Source organism: Prevotella sp. C0209C1, from assembly GCF_056583855.1.
This window is the reverse complement of sequence record NZ_JBWPJP010000001.1, coordinates 34,594-58,193: the sequence shown is the minus strand read 5'-3', so window position 1 is coordinate 58,193 and position 23,600 is coordinate 34,594. Positions and strand designations below refer to the sequence as shown.

Sequence of the window (23,600 nt, the reverse complement as noted above, 5' to 3'; positions counted from 1 at the left end):
TTGCAATAACAAAGGAATAAGTAGTAATGGTAACAACTTTTAATACAGGCGAAACACAAGAAATGTTGCGTAAGGAATATAATCCAGACGGATCTGTTTTGCGACGCGCCCAGCTACGATTGCTTGACATGGCTATATATCTACAGCAAACAGCTAAAGCCATAGGAATACCTTGCAGATTAGATGGTGGCAATGTTTTAGGCGCTTTAAGGCATAAGGGATTTATTCCTTGGGATGATGACATTGATTTTGTAGTGCATCAACGAGACTTTAACCGTCTATGCAATTATCTTAAAGCACACCCACACCCACAATACGTATTGCAAGATAACACCACCGACAGTGGATTTTATAAAGAATGGGCTTGCCTACGCGACTTAAAGAGCGAAAACAGAAGCCACGACAATAGCAACAGCGAAGACAAACGAATGCATGAAGCTCAGCACTACCGCGGCTTACATATAGACATATTCCCCTATGAGGGATATATGATACCTTGGCTGCAACATTTAGCTGCGAAACTATCGGTTAATGTCAATCTAAAATTATCTGGTAAACACCCACACTTAGCACAGTTATGTTACACAATATTGCATAATATAGTGTTCCCATGTTTTCGTGTCTTTGGCAAAATGTTTGGCAATCCCACTAACTATATGCACTCTTATGGTGCATGGTTTTATGAGCAAAACCCAGAGAATATTATGTTTCCACATAAGGATATAACGTTTGAAGGGTACACTTTTGAAGGTCCTGCTAATCCTGAAGAATTGTGCCGCATTGCTTATGGCAAATATATGGAACTTCCTCCAAAAAACAAGCGAGATAGACATAAGATAGATATAGTTTTTATTGATTAAACAAACATTTTTTCGTGTTTACATACTTTTTTTAGTTATGAATATAGCCGTAATATTTGCTGGTGGCTCTGGTCAGCGTATGCACACCAATGGAAGACCAAAACAGTTTTTAGAGCTTAATGGCAAACCTATTATTATTTATACTCTTGAGCTGTTTGATAATCACCCTATGATAGATGCTATTATAGTGTCTTGCATTGAGGAATGGATACCTTTTTTAGAAAAAGTTATTCGTAAATTTGAAATTAACAAAGTCGTTAAGATTGTACCCGGAGGAAAAACGGGGCAAGATTCTATTTATAAAGGATTATGTGCTGCCGAAGAATATTCACAAGGTAGCAATGCCACAGTACTTATACATGATGGTGTCCGCCCATTAATAAATGAAGAAACTATAACCGAAAATATAAAGAAAGTGGCAGAATGCGGTAGCTGTATAACCTGTGCACCAGCTACAGAAACATTTATAGTAAGGCAAGAAGATAAAAGCTTGCGCATTCCCTCACGCAAAGACTCGCTTATAGCACGTGCTCCACAAAGCTTTCTTTTAAAAGACATTTTAGAAGTACATCGTAAAGCTTTAAAGATAAACAAGCACGATTTTATCGATTCTTGCACCATGATGAGCCATTATGGCAAAATATTAGGCACTATTATAGGGCCTATGGAAAATATAAAAATAACAACACCTACCGATTTTTTCGTGTTTCGTGCAATGATTGCTGTTCGAGAAGATCAACAGATTTTTGGGTTTTAACATGAATAAAACATTACGTCAGGACATACTACATTTTGCAGCCTCTTTTCCCTTATCAGAAGCTCTCCGCAAAAAGACCATAGCCATAACAGGAGCTACAGGGCTATTAGGTTCATGCATGACTCTGGCTTTATTAGAGCTTAACAAGCTATATAATCTTAACTTGCGCGTTATTGCCATAGTACGCAATACAGAAAAGGCACACAAAATGTTTGGAAATGAGAATAACTATTTTGGCATTTTCAAACATAACTTTAATAAACATCTTCCTTTTAAAGCACCAGAACATATTGATAGTATAATACATTTTGCTGCCCCTACTGCTTCAAAGACATTTATAGAAGAGCCTATAGAAACAATGAATACTGTATATTTTGGCACTAACAGCTTATTAGAATATGCTAAAAAGTCTGGTTTGTCTTCTTTTGTTTTAGCTTCCACTTTAGAGGTCTATGGTACGATATATGACGATTCTACACTATTAACAGAAGATAAACAAGGTTATATCGACCCTATGGCTACACGTAGTAGTTACCCTTTAGCTAAAAGAGCCGCAGAAGCTCTTTGCCACAACTACGCCATAGAGTATGATGTAAATGCCAAGGTGGCTCGATTAGCACAAGTTTTTGGCGCAGGTGTAGCAAAGAATGATAACCGAGTGTTTGCCCAATTTGCTAAAGCTGCCATAAATAATAAGGACATTGTATTAAATACCACAGGAGAACTTTGCCGTAGCTACTGTTACACAATAGATGCAATTACGGCTATTCTTTTTATTATGATAAAGGGTAATAAGGGTGAGGCTTATAATGTTGCCAACGAGAAAAGTTACATATCTATAAAGGATATGGCCAAAATGGTCTTAGAAAATCATCACCCTACTGGCAAATTACTATTTGACATCAAAGAAGGTTTAGGTTATTCACCCACTACTAAGCTACGTTTATCTTCTAAAAAGTTAGCATCTTTAGGTTGGAAACCAGAGTATAACCTTAGTGAAATGTTCGATCGATTAATAGCAAGTTTTAAAGAAACGGTGTAATGGGGATTTTTAGAAATTTATATAATAGTATCTTTCATACTTATACAAGATTAGATTTAAGCAAATGGGATCATAGCCCGCATAATAATAAGCCCATATATGGTGTATACCATATATTAATGGATAAAGGGTGGGAAAGTCTTGCAGAAGCTCAGCTACATAGCTTAAAGCAAAGCGGTTTATTAAGTGTTACCAAAAAGCTCTATCTCAGCTGTATAAGTGATAACGAGGAGAATATAAATAAGCTAAAGAAAAAAATTGATAGTAACAATATCGAGCTGGTAGCCTTTCATAAAGATCCAAAATACTATGAATATCCTGCCCTCGAATTTATTAGAAAATTGAGTATAAAAGAAGATGCTTTTTTATATTATTTCCATTCTAAAGGCATAAGCTATCAAATGGTTGATAGCAAAGACAAACAGTTTATGTCTTTTCGTAGTAAGATAGATGCATGGCGTGAACTGTTAGAGTATTTTGTTTTTTATAAATGGAAAGTAGCTGTAAACGTTCTTTCGGAAGGCTATGATACTTATGGCTGTTATCGTTGGCCTCCTAAAAAACACAAAATGTATAGTGGTAGTTTTTGGTGGGCTCGTACCGACTTTATACGTACCTTACCCTGTTTCGATTCAAATATTATTGCTAATAACCGTTTTTATTCTGAAACATGGCTCTTTGAAAGACCTAACAAGCAGTTTTCTGCTTTCGATTCCATAGTAGATTTTTATTTTGTACATGTTCCACATAGCATTTATATGGAGAAACACCCTCCTTTAAAAGATATTTTTCGCTTTGTAGCTACTTACAATTTTCGTAAGATAGCAAAACATCTTTTTGGATATAACTACAAAAAGGTGAATCAAAAGCGATTTCAAAAATTAAAAAGATAGTATTTTATAAAAACCTTTCTCCTAAAAAATAAAGAAAGAAGCAGTAGCTTTTAATAAAAAAAGCATAATGTGTGCTATTTTGCATAAGAAATACTATCTTTGCAATAAGTAATAAATATATAAAAGATATTATTATATGATGAAAATTGGCGATAAAGCTCCTGATGTTCTTGGAACTGATCAGAATGGTAAAGAAATTAAGTTGAGCGATTATAAAGGTAAAAAGATAGTACTTTACTTTTACCCTAAGGACTCTACTCCGGGGTGTACCACAGAGGCTTGCAACCTGCGTGATAATTATAGCGAGCTACAAAAACAAGGTTATGTAGTGATAGGTGCAAGCATTCAAGATGAAAAATCTCATAAACGGTTTATAGAAAAGAATAATCTTCCTTTTCCTCTTATTGTAGACACTGACTTAAAACTTGTAGAAACTTTTGGTGTTTATGGTGAAAAGAAAATGTGTGGTCGTACCTATATGGGTACTTTCCGTACTACTTTTATTATCAATGAAGAGGGGATTATTGAGCATATTTTTAACCCTAAAGAAATAAAAGTTAAAGAGCATGCTTCTCAAATATTAGGCTTATAAGCATAATATATATCCTTTAAAAACACTACACTTTATAGTTAATATCTCCCTTATGCTAAAAACTGCTATCAGATTGCCTGAAAATATAAAAAAAGAGCTATTATTTTTAGCCGAAAAGTATGAAACTATAGAGTTTTTACAAGGCGACCCTTCGTGGTTTATGCATCAAGTAAAAGGTATAGAAAATCAGGAGACAATGGCTTTCATTGCCTCCTGTTTAAGTTATGGTAACCGTAAGGCGTTTATGCCGAAACTACAAAATATATTAGATTTTACACATAACGAGCCATATCAATGGGTTAGAGAAGGGGCTTTCTTGCATGATATACCAAATAACACGAAAAGCTTTTATCGATTATATTCTAATAATATGATGCGCCATTTCTTATTATCTTTACAAGAGATGTTTATCAATAAAGGCAGCTTAAAGGAATATATTCGTCAAAACATTAATACTCTACACAAAAGCAAACATATAAAAGCAGAAGCCATATCTGCTATAGAAATACTATGCAGCTATTTCCATGCTCATGGCTTTTCTGGAATTATCCCCAAAAACACCATCTCCTCATGCAAACGTATATGTATGTTTATGCGTTGGATGGTGCGTGATAACTCTCCTGTAGATCTCGGAATATGGAGTGATATGTTTGAAAAAAAGTCGCTTATAATTCCGTTAGACACTCATGTCTTACAACAATCTATTCGCTTAGGTCTAAACAAAAGTAAAACTACTTCTATGAAAACAGCACAGCAAATAACCATACAACTATGTAAAGTTTTTCCTGACGACCCTCTCAAAGGCGACTTTGCCCTCTTTGGTTATGGAATAAATTCAAAATAAAAGATAACCTGTATTACTACTTATGCGACTTGATAAACTTAAAAATCAGTTAGAGCTCATTCAACTGTTAGTGGATAGAACAGATTTTTCTATAGAAGAGCTATGCGAAAAGTTAGATATTTCCAGACGTAACCTTTATTATCTTATCTCCTTCCTTAGACGTTCAGGATTTATTATTTTTAAGAACAAAGGATATTATCATATAGATTATCACTCACCATTTATAGCTAAATTGTTAAACAGCGTGCAGTTCACAGATAATGAGATACATGCCATTTATGATGTTCTTACTTCATCAGGAATTAATAACGAAACCATTAACCACTTACGTTATCGTCTTGACAATGCATACAATTTATCTAATATTAATAATACTACTCTACGTAAACAAATAGATGATAATCTTAAAGTTATTACACAAGCCATAAGAGAGAAAAAAATGGTAACTATATATGGATACTCCAGCTTAAACAGTAGCTCGGTACGAGATCGTATAGTAGAACCTTTCTTCCTGATGAATAACTCTCAAGATGTAAGATGCTACGAGCTAAGATCTAAGATAAATAAGACCTTTAAAGTGGCAAGAATGAAAAGTGTAGAGCTGCTCGATACTCCATGGTTACGCGAAGATATGCATAAGGAAATGTTCACTGATATTTTTATGTTTAGCAGCGAAAAGCAGCATCTTGTTACACTACGTATGGGCAGAGTTGCATTTAATCTTTTCATAGAAGAATATCCTCAAGGAGGACGATTTATAGAAAAAGAAGATAATGAACACTGGATATTAAATTTAGAAGTGTGCGATTACCGTGGCATAGGAAGATTTGTTTTAGGTTTAAATAAAGATATCGAAATATTAGGGAATGACAAATTTATAGATTACATACATAATGAAATAAAACAGATGCAAAATAATTTCTTAAAGAAAGATATTAACGGTAAGCAAAAAACAAAATAAATATCTATTTTTGCGTGAGATTTATTTTAAGATAATGTTTTTAGGACGCAATAGATAGTTTGAACGAGTTTTCATTTAAACATAATATAAGCCCGCTCTATATATCTGAAACGGCTGACAAGATGAAAGCCTTACGATATTTTAAGAGAACTTTCAAGAGTAGATTATTAAAAGATTAGTTTAACTTTGAAGATAAACTTTTAATAACATCTATGCAGATTTCAGTATATTGGTAGAACAGCTCTAATGCTAATTACTTGATAATTAACCCACTATAAAACTACTCATAAGCAGGCTATTTACAAAACTTAGTTTTTAACACTATTCATTAACTATTTCTCTTTCAAATAATTACAACAACTTTATAAGAATCAACTAAATAATTTTATCCACTAATGCTTTGTTTTATCTATATCTTTTACTAAATTTGCAAATATAGGATAATCAAAGCAAATTTTGGCTTATATACTACTAATCATTTTTTTTAGTTATGGAAAAAGAAAAACTTATAAAAGCCAAGTACCTTAAGCCTACGATAGAAATTTATCCATTACTTAAGGAGTGTGTAATCTTGGCTGCAACGGGAAGACCTGTTAATGAAACGACGACAATAACACCTTCTGAAAAAAAAGAAGAAGATATTGATTTAGGCAGCGGAGGGAGTATTAGCATCACTTCTGAAGATGGCGATGTCAACATCGGCAATATTACTATTACTAACCCATAAATATGCAAAAATGAAAATGAACTTTTATAAGCATTTTATATTTGCATGTTTCCTTGCTTTTGGGATATGTGCAATGTCTTGTTCTGACGAAATATTTAGTACTGATAATAATAGCAAAGACGGACAGCTACACTTTATAGCAGAAGTAGTACAAAACAATCAGCTAACAAAAAATGGCAGAGCTGCACAGCCAGCTGACGCCTGCATTGAAGCTCGCAACATATCAGAAACCATGTTTCAAGGTAAAAAGATGTGGTTACAGGATAGAACTATTAATGGTATCTTTTCTTCTTCGAAAAATAAAGCTACAACACGTGGTGACATAATACCTGCAGATATTTCTTATCTTAATGACAATGACATAAAATTATCATTATGGGGTTATAGGAAGGGAAAAGAACAAGACAAATATGATGAATGGTTAAATAAAGAGACATTAAATATTAATAAAGATGGATTGGGAACCTTTGAAGAAGATCCTGATAATCCACAAAAATATTTATGGTCGTATAATAAGCCATACTGTAAGTTTGTTACTTTATGTACGAATGAAAATCCTGATGATGAGAATGGTGAAAGTTCCAAAGTAGCATATACTTACGATTATAACAAGGAAGAACAATTACCTCAAATCAAGTTTGAATGTCCTGATGATGTTTCTAAACAATTCGATTTATTGACAGCAAGTACAGATGTAAACTATAATACTCAAGCAAAAGATGCTCCCATAAATCTTAAATTACGTCATGCGTTAACTGCTGTACAATTTTCTATCAATTTAGGCAAATTACCCGATGAGATAACACTAACAGCAGTACAACTAAAAAATATAGTTACCAAAGGAATATATACTTTCCCAACTGCAAAAGAACCTTCTGGTTCTTGGAGCTTTTCTAAAGATGATAAAGGCACTTTATCTTTAACTTGTATTAAAAATTTTAATAACGACGACGATAATACAATAACATTAGGTGAAGATCCATGTAAAGAGAAAGGAGACGACGGAGAAGAATTTTGGTCAGGTGGTGATGGTAATACATTTTTTGTTATTCCACAAGATTATGCAGATATTAAAGTTTGCCTCACACTACATAATGATTTTAAAGACAAAGATCAATATCTTGAGGTTCCCCTTGGTAAAGGGAAATTTGACGCTGGAAAAACAAAAATCTTAAAATTATCAGCTCACAAATCGTTAAATACATTAATAACCAAAGGACCTAAACTCATCTTTATTAATGCTAAAGAGGCTCAATTTTCGGTTTTTAGCTATTTACAAAAAGGACCTAATGGGAATGCTGAAAATGCACAATGGGAATATGTTGGATATGAAGATAATGATCATAATCTACATGAAGGATCTACCCCTGACTGGCTTGATTTGGTTACAAAATCAGGTGAGGGTGGACATAATGAAGGTGAAATAGAAATAAAACCTTTAATACTAACAACTTCATATCCGTGGGATAACGAATTTGATAAAACTGAAAAAGCACCTAAGCCTTATAACCTTGCAAATGCAAATGGTGAAGCAACCATAGAAGAAACTGCTAATTGTTATATTATTTCTTCACCCGGTACCTATTCCATTCCTTTGGTATATGGTAATGCTATTAAGAATGGAGAAACTAATGAGGCTTCCTTTAAGTATAAAGGTAAAAAACCTAAAGATGATAAGAAGCTTGATACTTTTATAAACTATGCTGGTAGAGAAATAACTTCTCCCTATATAAATGAAGATAACGCTAACGATAAAGCCATAAAAGCAGAACTTCTTTGGGAGGATAGAGAAAACATGTTAAGCGTTATACCTAACATAGTAAGTGGGGCGCAAGGTCACGATTACTTAACATTTACAGTTTCTCAAGATCAAATTAAGAGCGGCAATGCTTTAATAGCAGTAAAAAACAATAATGGTACCATTATGTGGTCGTGGCACCTGTGGTTTGTTCCAGCAAAAGAATATGGAAAAACTGTACAATTAACAGATATGTACGGAACCCAACGTAATGTAGCTAAATTACCATTAGGCTATATACCTTTTTTATATGGACCTAATGAAAAATATCCAAGAAAAGTAAAATTAGTATTCACACAAACTAATAATGATAAAATACGAAGTAAGTTTACAGTAGAGCAAGAGACTATAACAAAACACTTGTTTTATACTAATTATTATCAACATGGACGAAAAGATCCTTTTTCAGGTGATGTTGCACATAAGCAAGATGGGAAAATAACCTGTGTTGATAGTACAAAAACTTTAGATTATGCTATACAGAATCCAAACCAGCTAATAAATCATAATTATATGACAAATTGGTGTAGTAATACATATTTTAATCTTTGGTCTGCTAACTTTTCTATATTAGACGAAAACCTTAAACTTAGCAATAATGTTAAGACCATTTACGACCCATGTCCTGTAGGATATAAAGTACCTCCTGTGAATACTTTTACAGACATGGAAGGAGAAGGTACCGGCTACGATAAAGATAAATATGGTTGGACCTTCAAAACCGATAATAACAAAGAATCTTTATTTATATCAATGACGGGGGGCTTAATTTATCAAAATGGAAAATTAGAACCTAATGTATATGTGATAAATGATGAAAATTTTCCATATCCAGATGCACAAGGATTTTATCAATTAGCCACAAGCAATAGCACTCTTGACAAAGAAAATAATTCAAGATGTCGTCTTTTATTGGATAAGGAATCTTATAAGCCTCATGATAAAGATAATAACATGGCTGAAGCTGATGCTATACTACCTGTAAAAGATGAATAGATGAAGTTTTATTTATCTTAAAAATATCTTTCTCCCCATCTTTATAAAATGAAGATGGGGAGAACTTTCTTTACAGTATGAGGATATTGTTAGCTTTCCACAAAAGTGTTCTGAAAAGCAACTACGTTTACCAACATAAGAAAAAACATATATAGAGAAAAAGACGATACTTCTTATGAAATATCGCCTTTAGTAAATATAATATCCAAGATTTCCCATTAAAGGATAATACTTAGATTAGAAATAATGTTTTAATGAAATGATTATTTATTTAGAAAGCTGTTTTCCTTTATTTTGTTATTGTAGAAGTAGTTACTGATATGTTGTGCTGAAGCGAATCACTATGCAGCGAATCGGCTTTAGCCACTGAAGGCCCCTCTGATGTTTTATTAGAATTAGCTACACTCACTGGCAAAGAAGAGCCGCTTTCTGTAGAAAAAGCACCATTTATAGCATTACCCAAAGTAAGAACTATAGCCAACAATGCTGCTGCCTTAAAAAGAGGCAATAATCGATAACGAAAGGTTATCACCTTAGCCTTTATAGGCTTATCTTCATCAATAATGGACAAAACCTTTTCATCGAACTCATCGTTAAGAACATTATCATCTTTCTCCTGCTTTACAAAGCTAAATAACAATTTATATTGCAACAAATGCTCTGGCACTTTTTCCTGTGAGAAGAATGTACGAAGTATCTCTTCTTCCTCAAGAGAAGTTTCACAACGCCAATAACGTTCTAAAAGCTGTTCTATATATTTATAATCCATAATTGTCTAATTTTAAATATAATTGTTTTACAGTTTGCCTTGCTCGAAAAATACTAACCTTTACCTGATCTTCAGATATGGCCAATATATCGGCAATCTCTTTATAAGATTTCCCCTCAAACTCACGAAGCTGCATACAGCTACGCTGCTTTTCAGGTAATGAAGCTACAATTTCCCTTACTATTACTATCCCATCTTTTGCTATCATATTATCTTGTGGAGAATTCGCAGAAGAGAGAGAAGCAAAGGAACTCTCATCTAACGAATCGTTTTTATTCTCCTTTTTCTTTATCCTGTCAAGCGATAAATTACGACATATACGAAAGCTATAAGCCTCTATTGAACTAATATCACTCCAAATGGAACGCTTATCCCATACTTTTATCAAAGTATCTTGCACAATATCTTCAGCCTCTTCTTTATTCATTGTTATCCGAAGGGCTAACCGATAAAGCTCATTCTTTAACGGCAAGACATCATTCCGAAAACTGATTTTCTTCATCTTCTATATAAAAGACGATTAGTTACTTTATAAAGTTACAAAACACTATGCAAAAATATTGTTTTTAACTTTTTTTTATTTATAAAGCAAAGGTGGTAGCAGAATATTCCTACCACCACCTTCTAAATTATATTATAGAAACAAGTTAAAAAAACTCACTCTAAATATGTATAACCATAAAGGCCATTACGATAATTACTAAGAAACTCCTTACCTTCTTCAATAGAAATCTTACCTTCTTTAACACTCTTTGTTACCCATATCTCAAGCTGGCGAACAAGTTTTTTAGGCTTGTATTGCACGTATTCAAGCACTTCTTCTACCGTTTCTCCATCGAATATCTGATCAATATTATAACTACCATTCTTTACCGATATATGAACAGCATTGGTATCACCAAACAAATTATGCATATCTCCTAAAATTTCCTGATATGCTCCTACAAGGAACACACCTATATAATAAGGTTCGTTACGTCGCAAAGCATGTATAGGAAGGACATGACTGCTCTTACCATCTGCCACGAAATTGGCTATTTTACCATCGCTATCACAAGTAATATCCTGAAGTGTTGCTTTACGTGTTGGACGTTCTTTTAGGCGTTGTATAGGAACGACAGGGAAAAGCTGATCTATAGCCCAAGAGTCTGGTAACGACTGAAAGAGGGAGAAATTACAAAAATACTTATCTGCTAACAACTTATCCATATTACGAAGCTCATCAGGAACATGCTTCATAGATTTAGCTATATTGTTTATTTCATGACACACGCTCCAATACATTGCTTCTATTTCTGCCCTTGTTTTTAAGTCTACCATGCCATGAGAGAATAGCTCTAAAGCCTGATCTCGTATTTGCTCGGCATCATGCCAATCTTCTAACATATTACGCTTATCAAGATTATCCCATATATCATACAAGTCGCGTACTAATTGATGATCAGTTTCTTTTGCTTCAAAATCGTCTGACATTTCAGGCAAAGATGCCGTTTCAAGAACATCAATAACCAATATTGAGTGATGAGCTGCCAAGCTTCTACCACTTTCGGTAATAATATTAGGGTGTGGTATATTATTTTTATCAGATACGTCTACAAAAGTATACACACAATCATTAACATATTCTTGTATACTATAGTTTACCGAACTTTCGCTACTTGAGGATCTTGTTCCATCATAATCCACTCCAAGTCCGCCACCACAATCAACAAACTCTACATTATATCCCATCTTACGAAGATTAACATAATATTGTCCAGCTTCGTTAAGAGCTGTTTGTATACGACGTATTTTTGTTATTTGTGATCCTATGTGAAAGTGTATAAGCTTTAAGCTATCATGCAATCCCTTATTATCTAATAGCTCAAGGGCATTTAGTAGCTCTGAAGAGGTTAATCCGAATTTAGAAGCATCACCACCACTTTCTGCCCATTTCCCTGACCCACTCGAGGCTAACTTAATACGAATACCAAGATTTGGCTTAACATTAAGTTTCTTTGCAGCATGTGCTATAAGATCTATCTCATTTAATTTTTCTACTACTATAAAGATTCGCTTACCCATTTTCTGAGCTAACAGAGCTAATTCTATATAACTTTGATCTTTATATCCATTACAAATTATTAATGCGTCGCTTTGACATTGCACAGCAATAACAGCATGAAGTTCAGGCTTAGAGCCAGCTTCCAGTCCAAGATTAAACTTTCGCCCATGTGTAATAATTTCCTCAACAACAGGCTGCATTTGATTAACCTTAATAGGGTAGATGATAAAATTTTCTGCATTAAAATTATATTCTTTCTTAGCCTGATCAAAACATGATGCAGTTTTTTCGATACGATTATCAAGAATATCAGGAAAACGTAACAACACTGGCGGTGTTACATCTCGCAAAGCCAACTCGTCCATGATATCACGTAAATCTATCTCCGTATTGTCTTTGCATGGTGACACACATACATTACCTTTCTCATTAATATCAAAGTAAGATGTCCCCCACCCATTAATATTATAAAGCTCTTTAGAATCTTCTATCGTCCACTTCTTCATTTTATTATTGTATATACTAACTTTTATAAATAATCTTTATTCAAAATACATTATGTATTAAGCAATTCACGCAAATTATATACAGCCTCTTTTATTTTTCCTGCACTACTTAAGAGATTAATATTTAAAACATATTTTGCTTTTAAATAATAACTCTCTCTCTCTGCTACCTGTCTTACAATAAGTTGTCCTATCTCTTCTTCTGTTTTACCCAACAAAAGTGGGCGTATAGTCTTGCCCATCTTCAAATGAGCATATAACACTTCTGGAATAGCTTTTAAGTAAACAGTAGTTCCTTGCCTGTTCATATAATCCATATTATCGAAGAAGCAAGGTGTCCCTCCTCCACAAGCTATGATAACATTTTCATTTTTAGCTACTTCATGTAACATCGCTTGCTCTATTTTTCTAAAGCCTTCTTCTCCTCTCTCTTCAAAAAGCTGCTTTATGTTTCTATGCATACGTGCTTCAATATACCAGTCGAGATCGTAAAAAGGTATATTCATTTCATCTGATAAAGCCTTTCCTATAGTTGTTTTACCAGCCCCCATGTAGCCAATAAGGAGAATGCGAAGCGTGTTTTGCTTCGTATTCCCCTTGTTTTGTAACTGCTTTTTAAGAGGTATAGGCATATTGCTTATTATAAATATATATTAAACCTTTTTCTTCTTACCTTTTGGTTCTGGTGCTTTTTTTATAATATCAATACACTGTTCGTAAGTAAGCTCTTTTACTTTATCGTGTAATGCTTTTGGTAATCGATAGTTTTTACCTTCGTAAGCAATATAAGGACCATAACGGCCATTCATCAATTCCATATTTGCATCTTCTGTAAAGGTCTTTAAATGGCGCATAGCTTCTTGCAAACGTTTCTCTTGGATAAGGCGTATAGCTCCATCAAGAGATATTGTTAATGGGTCTTGATCCTTAGGGATAGATACATATTTCTTCTTGTGCATTACATAAGGACCAAAACGACCTGTGCCTATGATTACATCTTCATCTTCAAATTTGCCAAGATTGCGTGGTAACTTAAAAAGCTCTATAGCATCTTCAAGTGTTATGCTTTCCATATTCTTACCCACTGGCAACTGTGAAAAACGTGGTTTAGCCTCATCATCAGCAGTACCTATCTGCACTACAGGACCAAAACGGCCTATCTTTACAAATACAGGTTTACCCGTCTTAGGATCAATGCCTAACTCTCTTTCCCCTGCTTTATGCTCAGAACGTGCATTCATAACCTCTTCTACTTTTGGCTCAAAGCTATGATAAAAATCTTTCATCTCTTTATCCCATGCAGCTTTACCTTCAGCTATCTTGTCAAATTCCTGTTCTACCTTTGCCGTAAAGTTATAGTCCATTATCTCTGGAAAGCTCTTCATAAGGAAATCGTTTACCACTATACCTATATCAGTAGGTATAAGTTTACCCTTATCAGCACCCACCATTTCTGTCTTTTCTATCGACTTTAACTTATTCTTCTTCAAGGTATCTATCTTATAGCTACGCTCTTCTCCCTTTTTATCTCCCTTCTCTACATATTCGCGCTGCTGAATAGTAGATATTGTTGGAGCATAAGTAGAAGGACGACCAATACCCAACTCTTCAAGTTTTCGTACCAGACTTGCCTCTGTATATCTACCCGGAGTTTGAGAATAACGCTCTGTTGACGATACCTCTACTCTATTTAACATATCGCCCTCTTTTATTAAAGGCAAATTATGCAAGCTCTCTTCTTTTACTGTTTGCTCGTCATTAGACTCTTGATATACCTTTAAAAAGCCATCAAAAATAACTACTTCACCATTAGCAACAAACTGTAATACATCTTGTCTTGCTGCAGCGCAAGGAATTATATTTATATTAACAACAGTCTTTTCTATCTGCGCATCAGACATTTGTGATGCTATAGTGCGCTTCCATATAAGATCGTATAAACGACGTTCCTGCACACTTCCTTCTATTGTTTGGTTATCTGTATAAGTAGGACGGATAGCTTCATGAGCTTCCTGTGCCCCCTTGCTGTTAGTATGATACTGACGGACTTTGCTATATTCCTTACCATAAAGCTTCTCTATCTCTGCCTTAGACGTATTTATGGCAAGCTTAGAGAGGTTCACACTATCGGTACGCATATAGGTAATACGCCCAGCTTCATATAGACGTTGAGCTACCATCATAGTTTGGCTTACTGTAAATCCTAATTTACGTGCTGCTTCCTGCTGAAGAGTAGAAGTAGTAAAAGGAGGAGCAGGAGTGCGCTTTAAAGGCTTCTTTGTTACCGAAGAAACCTCAAACTGAGCATCTTTGCACAATTCAAGAAAAGCAAGAGCCTCTTCATGAGTATAAAAACGCTTATTCAGCTCTGCCTTTATCTCCGTAGGCTTATCTTCTTTATTTCCTAATAATGTGAAAACTGCATTTATTCTATAATATCTTTCCGACTTAAAATTCTGTATTTCACGCTCCTTTTCTACTATTAATCTAACAGCAACGCTCTGTACACGCCCAGCACTTAGAGATGGCTTTACCTTTCGCCATAATACTGGAGACAACTTAAAACCAACTATGCGATCTAACACCCTACGTGCTTGCTGTGCATTAACAAGATTCATATCTAAATGACGAGGATTATTTATTGCCTCCAATATAGCAGGCTTAGTAATCTCATGAAACACTATTCTGTTTGTCTTAGACTCATCTAAACCTAAAACTTCGCACAAATGCCAACTAATAGCTTCTCCCTCACGATCTTCATCGGAGGCTAACCAAATCTTCTTTGCCAATTGGGCTTCCTTCTTTAGCTCGCCAACTACTTTTTTCTTCTCCGTAGGAATTTCATAATTAGGCACTAACGAATCAAGATCTATACTCAATTCTTTCTTTTTCAGATCGCGGATATGCCCATAAGATGACATCACCTTAAAGTCCTTTCCTAAGAATTTCTCTATAGTTTTTGCCTTAGCAGGGCTCTCTACTATAACTAAATTATCTTGCATAGTCTATATATTGTACTTTTTCAAGAGCGCAAAAGTAGTAAACTTTTCCTCTTACACCTTATATAATATAGTTTATTTCTACTTTTTTAAGTTTTCAAATACTTTTCTTTGAATAATCTTACTGCTTTACGAATGGAATATAAGCCAAACTTTTCTTCGTCTAATCTTTCTATAGCTAACCAATAAGAAGCCGCTACATCATCATGTGCCTCCAAACTATCTTCGTTTGTAACCGTGCAAATATAAAACATATCAAGAGTAGGCACTACAAAGCCACTATATAAATAGCTATTAGGAATAGAACAAAAATACGAACTCTTTGCTATATGCAAGCAAGTTTCTTCCATAACTTCACGTACCAATGCCTCTTCTATAGTTTCACCTATATCACAGAAGCCACCAGGCAAATCAAGCATATCTTTGGCAGGCTCTCGCTTCCTTTTAGTAACAAGAACCTCCCCATACGTGTTAATAATAAAAGCTGCCACAGCAGAACTGGCATTTAAGAAAAACTCAAAACCACAACTTTTACAACACTTGCTCTTATTACTTTGCACCTGAAAATCTTTACTACCACATACAGGACAATAACTAAACTTATCTAAAACATGAGACATATAAAAGCTTTTAAATATTTAATGCTATATATTAAAATACGTTTAAACTTCGTATTTAATGTTATACATATATGCAAAAATAACAAAAACATTATATATAAAAGCACTATACCTACAACTTTTTATTATCTTTGCGCATAAATAATCCTAAGGCATAGTGTTCCTTACTTAGCTTTTATTCCTCTTTCCTTTGCTATAATAAAGAGAATAAAATAAGATAAAAATGCAGCTCGCATTGTTTTAGAGAAACAACTTTGCCAAAACAAAACAAGAAATAACATGAATTTTCATAAACTCCTTTTTACAGCCGGATTAGCCTTTATTACTTTATCTACAAATGCACAACGCTCATTTAACATAAACTTATATAATGGTCAGCCACCGCACAGCAGTAATGACCAAACCGACTCTGCTAAAATACGCATCTATCTCCCAGAAGAAAAAGAAGCTACAGGTCGTGCTATTGTGATATGCCCTGGCGGCGGATACGAAACATTATCTTTAGAAAAAGAAGGATACGACTGGGCAGAGTTTTTGCAAAATCAAGGCATTGCTGCTATAGTCCTTAAATATCGTATGCCTCACGGCAAACCAGAAATACCTATTGAAGATGCTCAACAAGCTATGAAAATGGTACGACTCAATGCTGCAAGCTGGAAAATTGATAGTAATGATGTAGGCATTATGGGATTTTCTTCGGGTGGACATCTTGCAGCTACAATTGCTACAAAGTCTAAAGGAGACGCCAGACCTAACTTTCAAATACTTTTCTATCCCGTAATATCAATGATGGAAGGTTATGGAGATGCTGTCAGCTTGGAAAACCTGTTAGGACGACACCCTAACAAACGCACACAAAAACAATATAGTGCCGACCTAAACGTCAGCCGTGTTACTCCACGTGCCTTTATTGCTTTAAGCGATGACGATAACATCGTACCACCTGCTAACGGAGTAAATTACTACACCGAGCTATACCGTAACGGTGTGAAAGCATCATTACATGTATACCCAAGTGGCGGACATGGCTGGGGAAGCAAGATAGGATTTCGTTTTCATGAAGAACTGATAATGGAACTAAAAGCATGGTTAAAGAGCTTTTAACTATGCTTTAAATATAAAAACAACAGAATAACCATAACAACCTTTATACTTACTAACAATCTTTACAAATAACTTTAATGCTTTCAAAACTAATCTTTATAACCATAACACTATGTGCCTCAACACAAGTAAAGGCTCAAAAACATAATACTATATGGTTTGATACCCCTTGCTCTTCATATACAAAAAAAATATGGCTAAAATCTTCTAATACACTAACAGCAGGTGATGAGATGCAAAATGCTGATACAGAATGGGAAAACAGATCACTTCCTATAGGAAACGGATCACTGGGAGCAAACATCATGGGAGGCATTGCCTGCGATAGGTTCACACTAAACGAAAAGAGCTTATGGCGCGGTGGGCCAGGCGTAAAAGGTGGTGCGGCATACTATTGGGACCAGAATAAGCAATCGGCACATTTCTTAAAAGCTATAAGAAAAGCTTTCCTGCAAGGAAACACAAAATTAGCAGCCAAACTAACACAAGACAATTTTAATGGGAAAGCTGCATATTCTATAGCTACCGAGCCACACTTCCGCTTTGGAAACTTTACCACTATGGGAGAAGTTACCATACAAACAGGACATAAAGAGCAAGACATCTCAGACTATAAACGATGCTTATCTCTCGATTCGGCTATAGCTTCGGTAAGCTATCACAACAATACCACCTACTATAAACGATCTTATTTCATATCCTACCCTGACAATGTGATGGTTATTAAATATACAGCAAAAGGAGCCGACTTGCTAAACCTAACCTTAACCTATACCCCATCGCCTATAGCACAAGGACAAGTCGTTAATGACTCTACAGACGGAATAACTTACAAAGGCAAGCTCAATGATAACAACATGCGCTTTACTATACGCATAAAAGCAAACATTAATGGTGGAACAAGCAAGGTAATAGACGGTAAACTGCATATTTTAAAAGCAAAAACAGTTACCTTTTTCCTAACTGCAGATACTGATTACAAACAAAATACCAACCCCTCTTTTACAGACCCTAAAACATATATTGGTGTAAACCCTGACCAAACCACAAAAAAATGGATAAAACACGCACTACAAAAAGGTTATAATAACCTACTAAATAATCATCTTGCAGATTATACACCTTTATTTAAACGCGTGAAATTAATAATAAATCCAGATGATAAAGAAACTAAAGAAGCTCTTTGCTTACCTACCAACAAACGACTACAACGATACCGTACAGGAAAAGCCGACTATGACCTTGAAGCTCTTTACTTCCAATATGGACGTTATCTACTCATAGCATCGTCACGTCCGGGCACACTCCCTGCTAACTTACAAGGACTTTGGCATAACAATGTAGACGGACCATGGCGTGTAGATTATCATAATAATATTAATCTTCAGATGAATTATTGGCACGCCCTAACCACAAACCTCGCCGAATGTGCACAGCCACTTAATAACTTTATTTGTATGCTTGAAAAACCAGGACGTCGCACTGCTAAAGCCTACTATAATGCTCGCGGCTGGACAACATCTATATCGAGCAATATCTTTGGCTTCACTGCACCACTCATAGATAAAGATATGACATGGAACTTATCGCCTATATCTGGACCATGGCTATCTACCCACCTTTGGGAATATTACGATTTTACTCGCAATAAAACATATTTGCGTAACACCGCTTACCCCATATTAAAGGGAAGTGCACAATTTGCAGTTGATTTCCTATGGCATAAACCTGACGGAACTTATACAGCTGCACCGTCTACCTCTCCTGAACATGGCTCTATAGATCAAGGCGCAACTTTCGTACATGCCGTAGTACGCGAGATTCTTACAGATGCTATTGCTGCAAGCAAAGTGTTAGATATAGATAAAAAGGAACGGAAACAGTGGGAAAAAGTGCTCCTGAAGCTATCACCATATCGTATAGGACGCTACGGACAGCTCATGGAATGGTCTGAAGACATTGATGATCCTAACGATAATCATCGCCATGTAAACCATCTTTTTGGCTTATTCCCGGGTCATACCATATCTACCTCTACCACACCTACCCTTGCCCGTGCTGCACGCATAGTGTTAGAACATCGCGGTGATGGAGCTACAGGGTGGAGCATGGCTTGGAAAATATGTCTTTGGGCGCGTTTACATGACGGTGATCATGCGTATAAGCTCTTTCAAAACCTTCTTCGTAACAGCACGTTAGATAATCTTTTAGACACACATACACCCTTTCAAATAGATGGCAACTTTGGTGCTACGGCAGGTATTGCTGAAATGTTAGTACAAAGCCAAATGGGAAAAACAGAACTATTACCTGCCCTGCCTAAAGCATGGAAACACGGATATGTTAAAGGATTAGTAGTAAGAGGAGGTAAAGAGATAGAGCTGAAATGGTAACATACTTATTACCCTATTTCTGGCTAAGCCAAAAATAGGGTACATAATAAGCACATAAAGATATAATAAACTCTTATTTTTTAAAGCAACTTTTGTATCTCTTCATCTAAATTCTTAATCTGTGAAGGATTTTTCACTACATTATTACCACGATCGATAAGGTAAATAATAGGCAACGTTGTTGCAGTAGCCGTATAAGCTTGGCTCACTCCTTTATCATCATAAACATTTACCCAAGGAAGGTTAGCTACCTGTTCCTTCCAGAAATGCTGATTTTCATCGAGCGAAACCATATAAATCTCTAAACCACGTGAATGATATTTATTATAAAGATCACGCAAATGCATTATATATTCCGTAGAGCCTTTCATACCAAATACATGAAAATCGAGCAATACAACCTGTCCTTTAAAATCGGTAAGATGACGCTCATTTCCCATGTTATCACGTAAAGGAAGATCGATAACCCCTCGTACATCAGCCTTTAGCTCTATGGGCTTTTGCCTTGCTTTTACTATGCGTTCATCTTTCATACCCTTAATGGTTATGTTATGAAGATTTTGAGTGCGAAGTGTTCCAGGATAATAAGTATCCCAACTTGTAGCTACAGCTCCAAACACCTTAGTATCTTTTGCGTCCTTTGAAGGGTCGAATATCAAAACAGCTTGATTATTTATTACAACATACTGAAACAGTGCGAAATAGCTATACGACTTCATTGGAGCCTTAAAAATATAGTTTGTTGTAATATCACGTTTATAATCGGCAAGCATCACTTCTATCAAAGAGTCGGCTAACTCTGGACGCTGTGCCAACAACTGCTGACAACGGCTTTGAAGATTAATCTGCTTCAAAGCCAGTTCCTTAACCTTTTCGTTATCAGCCGAACCCTTTATAATATAATTGGTAGCCATCTGAGGATAAACTGCCTTTACTGCAATATGCTCTGTAGAATCGATAGCAATATTAATGATCTGATCGGCTATACGAAGACGATAAAATTCCGGATTATCACCTCTACCACCTGAAAAAGAAAATGCACCACTTTGATCAAGCTTTACTGAATCTATTTTAGCAATACCTTCTAAGCCATTATGCTCCAAGAATAGCACAGAATCTTTCGCATTAGAAATAGTCCCTTCTATACGAAAACCTTCCTTTGCACAACTCGCCAACATTATCATACCCAGTGTACAACAGCCTACAAAGACCTTATTTATAATATTTTTTTTCATATCATGTTTGGTGTTAAAAAAGCATAGTAATATAAGTGTAAAAACAGTGTAAACAAGAAAAAATAATCCTTAATTATAATTTCTCATACACAAACCTATCTTGTGCAAAGGTAGTATTTTTTAAGAAATAGCCCAAATATTTAGAAAAATGTATTAATAAAAAGCATATTTTTAACCACTATACATCTGTTTTTACAAAATAACAAACAATGCTTAATAGAGCAAAAGGTAACTATATTAGAATATTTTTAATCTATTTTTAAGTGAAAAATAGGTTATTTTTCTTTCATTTTTAATCTATTTTTCCTTCCTACAGTTCGTTCTTAATCTAAGAATATGCTTTTTTTTCATCATCAAAAGTCTCACGTATTTTTATATAAAAGTTTGGCTTTTGCTTTCTCACAAGGGTTATATAATGTTTATATATTTAAGACATGCCATTTCTTTTTATTATAAGTGCCTTAAATATTTGTAATGTTTTTCTAAAAAATTAACTATAGATGGGTAAAATAAATCTACTCTTTTTTTTGCAGTACGCGAAAAATGTTTGTACCTTTGCAGTGTTCAGAGGAATGGGGGACTTGACAAAGTTCCTCATTTTTTATTATTTAGCAAATTATGATAGACAAAGCTGTTGTTAAAAAACTCGTATCCGAATGGCTGGAAGGAAAAGAATATTTCCTTGTAGATATTCAGATTAGTTCGGAAAACAAGATCGTAGTAGAAATTGATCATGCAGATGGGGTGTGGATAGAAGACTGTGTTGAGCTCAGCAAATATATAGAGGAGCATCTTTCTCGTGATGAGGCTGACTACGAATTGGAAGTAGGCTCGGCAGGCTTAGGACAACCCTTTAAGGTGGCTCAGCAGTACATTAACTTTATAGGTAAAGAGGTTGAGGTACTTGACAAAGAAGGTAAGAAAGTAAAAGGGCTGCTAAAAAGCGTAGATGGTGACGATTTTATAGTTACTGTCAATGAAAAAGTGCGAATAGAAGGCAAGAAGCGTCCTGTGAAAATGGATGTTGATCATAAGTATAACATGAAAGAAGTGAAATATACAAAATACGTAATAAGTTTCAAATAAAGCTATGGCTGCAAGAAAAATAGAAGAAGATCGTCCTAATATGGTCGAAACCTTCAAGGAGTTTAAAGACACTAAAAGTATCGACCGTACCACTTTGGTAAGCGTTTTGGAAGAGAGCTTTCGCAATGTGCTTGCAAAAATATTTGGTAGTGACGAAAATTTTGATGTTATTGTAAATCCTGATAAGGGAGACTTTGAGATCTATCGTAATCGTGTGGTTGTGGCAGATGACGAGTTAGAGAACGAAAACAAGCAGATAAGTCTTACTGATGCTCGCAAATTAGAGCCCGACTTTGAGGTAGGTGAAGACGTTAGTGAGAAGATAGATTTTAATAAGTTTGGTCGCCGTGCTATCCTCAATCTGCGTCAAACATTAGCGTCAAAGATATTAGAGCTGGAACACGACTCTTTATATAATAAATACAAGAACCGTGTAGGGCAAATTGTTTCAGGTGAGGTTTATCAAACATGGAAGCGCGAAGTATTATTAGTAGATGAAGATAATAACGAGATGATATTGCCCAAAGGCGAACAAATACCTCGTGATAATTATCGTAAGGGAGAAACTATCCGTGCCGTTATCCATCGTGTTACCAATGACAATAATAACCCGAAGATTATCCTTTCGCGCACAGCACCCGAGTTTTTAGAGCGTTTGCTCGAAGCAGAAGTGCCTGAAATAAATGATGGCTTGATAGCTATAAAGAAAGTTGCCCGTATGCCGGGTGAGCGTGCTAAAATAGCAGTAGAAAGCTATGATGAGCGTATAGACCCTGTAGGCGCATGTGTAGGTGTACGCGGTAGTCGTGTACATGGCATTGTAAGAGAGCTATGTAACGAAAATATTGATGTTATAACATGGACGGCTAACACAAAGCTATTTATACAGCGTGCATTAGCTCCTGCAAAAGTAAGTAGCCTCACCATAGACGAAGAGACTAAGAAAGCAGAAGTTTATCTACAGCCAGAAGAAGTTAGTTTGGCAATTGGTCGCAATGGTTTAAACATCAAGTTAGCAAGTATGCTGACAGATTATACTATTGATGTCTTCCGTGAGTTAGATGAAAACGAGACAGAAGATGATATCTATTTAGATGAATTTGCTGACGAGATAGACCAATGGGTAATAGATGCTATAAAAGGTATAGGCATGGAGACTGCCAGGCAAGTACTTAACGCACCACGCGAAATGTTGATAGAAAAAGCAGATTTAGAGGAGGAGACAGTAGATAATGTGTTGAATATTCTAAAATCCGAATTTGACAATTAGGTGATGGCTGGTGGGTGATGGTTGTTAGCAGAAAGCCTAAAGGGTGTGACTCTTCTGCAGCTCCATGTTCGGAACCCCTCTACCGAAAGCTATAAAAGGTAATA

At 35.2% G+C, this 23,600-nt stretch carries 20 protein-coding genes; 13 read left to right on the top strand and 7 right to left on the bottom strand.

Features of this window, described 5'->3' with window-relative positions; genetic code table 11:
- Nucleotides 1–26: 26 nt before the first annotated feature.
- The 9 genes from AC1DCD_RS00230 to AC1DCD_RS00190 all read left to right on the top strand — a co-directional run bounded on the left by AC1DCD_RS00230 (nucleotide 27) and on the right by AC1DCD_RS00190 (nucleotide 9,470).
- The gene (locus AC1DCD_RS00230) at nucleotides 27–860 is read left to right on the top strand and encodes a LicD family protein (RefSeq protein ID WP_008449772.1); all 834 of its coding nucleotides are present in this window, start codon (nucleotides 27–29) and stop codon (nucleotides 858–860) included.
- Nucleotides 861–897: 37 nt separating this feature from the next.
- A complete protein-coding gene (locus AC1DCD_RS00225) occupies nucleotides 898–1,617 on the top strand; it encodes an IspD/TarI family cytidylyltransferase (protein WP_019036084.1) in 720 nt (239 codons plus the stop codon).
- Nucleotide 1,618: 1 nt separating this feature from the next.
- Entirely contained in the window at nucleotides 1,619–2,659 is a 1,041-nt protein-coding gene (locus AC1DCD_RS00220; RefSeq protein WP_464639308.1) for an NAD-dependent epimerase/dehydratase family protein, read from the top strand.
- Complete coding sequence (locus AC1DCD_RS00215; RefSeq protein ID WP_353585552.1) at nucleotides 2,659–3,552, top strand: hypothetical protein; 894 nt, start codon at nucleotides 2,659–2,661, stop codon at nucleotides 3,550–3,552. Before AC1DCD_RS00220 ends, AC1DCD_RS00215 begins: the two co-directional genes overlap by 1 nt.
- A gap of 139 nt (nucleotides 3,553–3,691) precedes the next feature.
- A complete protein-coding gene (gene bcp, locus AC1DCD_RS00210) occupies nucleotides 3,692–4,144 on the top strand; it encodes a thioredoxin-dependent thiol peroxidase (protein WP_036855239.1) in 453 nt (150 codons plus the stop codon).
- A 52-nt stretch (nucleotides 4,145–4,196) separates the two neighbouring features.
- Nucleotides 4,197–4,988, top strand: a complete 792-nt coding sequence (locus tag AC1DCD_RS00205; protein ID WP_019036088.1) for a TIGR02757 family protein — start codon at nucleotides 4,197–4,199, stop codon at nucleotides 4,986–4,988.
- Between the two features lie 22 nt (nucleotides 4,989–5,010).
- The gene (locus AC1DCD_RS00200; RefSeq protein WP_036855174.1) at nucleotides 5,011–5,949 is read left to right on the top strand and encodes a helix-turn-helix transcriptional regulator; all 939 of its coding nucleotides are present in this window, start codon (nucleotides 5,011–5,013) and stop codon (nucleotides 5,947–5,949) included.
- A 490-nt stretch (nucleotides 5,950–6,439) separates the two neighbouring features.
- The gene (locus AC1DCD_RS00195) at nucleotides 6,440–6,676 is read left to right on the top strand and encodes a hypothetical protein (protein WP_036855175.1); all 237 of its coding nucleotides are present in this window, start codon (nucleotides 6,440–6,442) and stop codon (nucleotides 6,674–6,676) included.
- A 10-nt stretch (nucleotides 6,677–6,686) separates the two neighbouring features.
- A complete protein-coding gene (locus tag AC1DCD_RS00190; protein WP_036855176.1) occupies nucleotides 6,687–9,470 on the top strand; it encodes a hypothetical protein in 2,784 nt (927 codons plus the stop codon).
- Nucleotides 9,471–9,759: 289 nt separating this feature from the next.
- On the opposite strand, the gene AC1DCD_RS00185 is transcribed toward AC1DCD_RS00190, so the two are convergent.
- From AC1DCD_RS00185 to AC1DCD_RS00160, 6 genes are all read right to left on the bottom strand, one after another.
- Nucleotides 9,760–10,239: a hypothetical protein gene (locus tag AC1DCD_RS00185; protein ID WP_060933204.1), complete on the bottom strand. Its 480-nt coding sequence runs from the start codon at nucleotides 10,237–10,239 to the stop codon at nucleotides 9,760–9,762.
- Complete coding sequence (locus AC1DCD_RS00180) at nucleotides 10,229–10,741, bottom strand: RNA polymerase sigma factor (protein WP_024992651.1); 513 nt, start codon at nucleotides 10,739–10,741, stop codon at nucleotides 10,229–10,231. Before AC1DCD_RS00180 ends, AC1DCD_RS00185 begins: the two co-directional genes overlap by 11 nt.
- A 155-nt stretch (nucleotides 10,742–10,896) precedes the next feature.
- Nucleotides 10,897–12,789 carry a biosynthetic arginine decarboxylase gene (gene speA / locus AC1DCD_RS00175; RefSeq protein WP_008449602.1) on the bottom strand — a complete coding sequence of 631 codons (1,893 nt, stop codon included), beginning with the start codon at nucleotides 12,787–12,789 and terminating at the stop codon, nucleotides 10,897–10,899.
- A gap of 50 nt (nucleotides 12,790–12,839) precedes the next feature.
- Complete coding sequence (locus AC1DCD_RS00170) at nucleotides 12,840–13,421, bottom strand: shikimate kinase (RefSeq protein WP_464639303.1); 582 nt, start codon at nucleotides 13,419–13,421, stop codon at nucleotides 12,840–12,842.
- Nucleotides 13,422–13,442: 21 nt separating this feature from the next.
- Complete coding sequence (topA, locus tag AC1DCD_RS00165; RefSeq protein ID WP_464639301.1) at nucleotides 13,443–15,791, bottom strand: type I DNA topoisomerase; 2,349 nt, start codon at nucleotides 15,789–15,791, stop codon at nucleotides 13,443–13,445.
- An 86-nt stretch (nucleotides 15,792–15,877) separates the two neighbouring features.
- Complete coding sequence (locus AC1DCD_RS00160) at nucleotides 15,878–16,408, bottom strand: NUDIX hydrolase (protein ID WP_036855187.1); 531 nt, start codon at nucleotides 16,406–16,408, stop codon at nucleotides 15,878–15,880.
- A 279-nt stretch (nucleotides 16,409–16,687) separates the two neighbouring features.
- Here AC1DCD_RS00160 and AC1DCD_RS00155 point away from each other — a divergent pair, with 279 nt between their 5' ends.
- Together AC1DCD_RS00155 and AC1DCD_RS00150 are read left to right on the top strand one after the other, a co-directional pair.
- Nucleotides 16,688–17,512, top strand: a complete 825-nt coding sequence (locus AC1DCD_RS00155; protein WP_464639299.1) for an alpha/beta hydrolase — start codon at nucleotides 16,688–16,690, stop codon at nucleotides 17,510–17,512.
- A gap of 77 nt (nucleotides 17,513–17,589) precedes the next feature.
- Nucleotides 17,590–19,905, top strand: a complete 2,316-nt coding sequence (locus tag AC1DCD_RS00150; protein ID WP_464639297.1) for a glycoside hydrolase family 95 protein — start codon at nucleotides 17,590–17,592, stop codon at nucleotides 19,903–19,905.
- A gap of 80 nt (nucleotides 19,906–19,985) precedes the next feature.
- Here the strand turns inward: AC1DCD_RS00150 and AC1DCD_RS00145 are convergent, their stop codons facing one another.
- Nucleotides 19,986–21,140 carry a TlpA disulfide reductase family protein gene (locus AC1DCD_RS00145; RefSeq protein ID WP_036855195.1) on the bottom strand — a complete coding sequence of 385 codons (1,155 nt, stop codon included), beginning with the start codon at nucleotides 21,138–21,140 and terminating at the stop codon, nucleotides 19,986–19,988.
- A gap of 618 nt (nucleotides 21,141–21,758) precedes the next feature.
- Between AC1DCD_RS00145 and rimP the strand changes: the two genes are divergently transcribed.
- A complete protein-coding gene (gene rimP, locus AC1DCD_RS00140) occupies nucleotides 21,759–22,226 on the top strand; it encodes a ribosome assembly cofactor RimP (protein WP_353585542.1) in 468 nt (155 codons plus the stop codon).
- Between the two features lie 4 nt (nucleotides 22,227–22,230).
- Nucleotides 22,231–23,496: a transcription termination factor NusA gene (gene nusA, locus AC1DCD_RS00135; RefSeq protein WP_008449634.1), complete on the top strand. Its 1,266-nt coding sequence runs from the start codon at nucleotides 22,231–22,233 to the stop codon at nucleotides 23,494–23,496.
- Nucleotides 23,497–23,600: the final 104 nt, after the last annotated feature.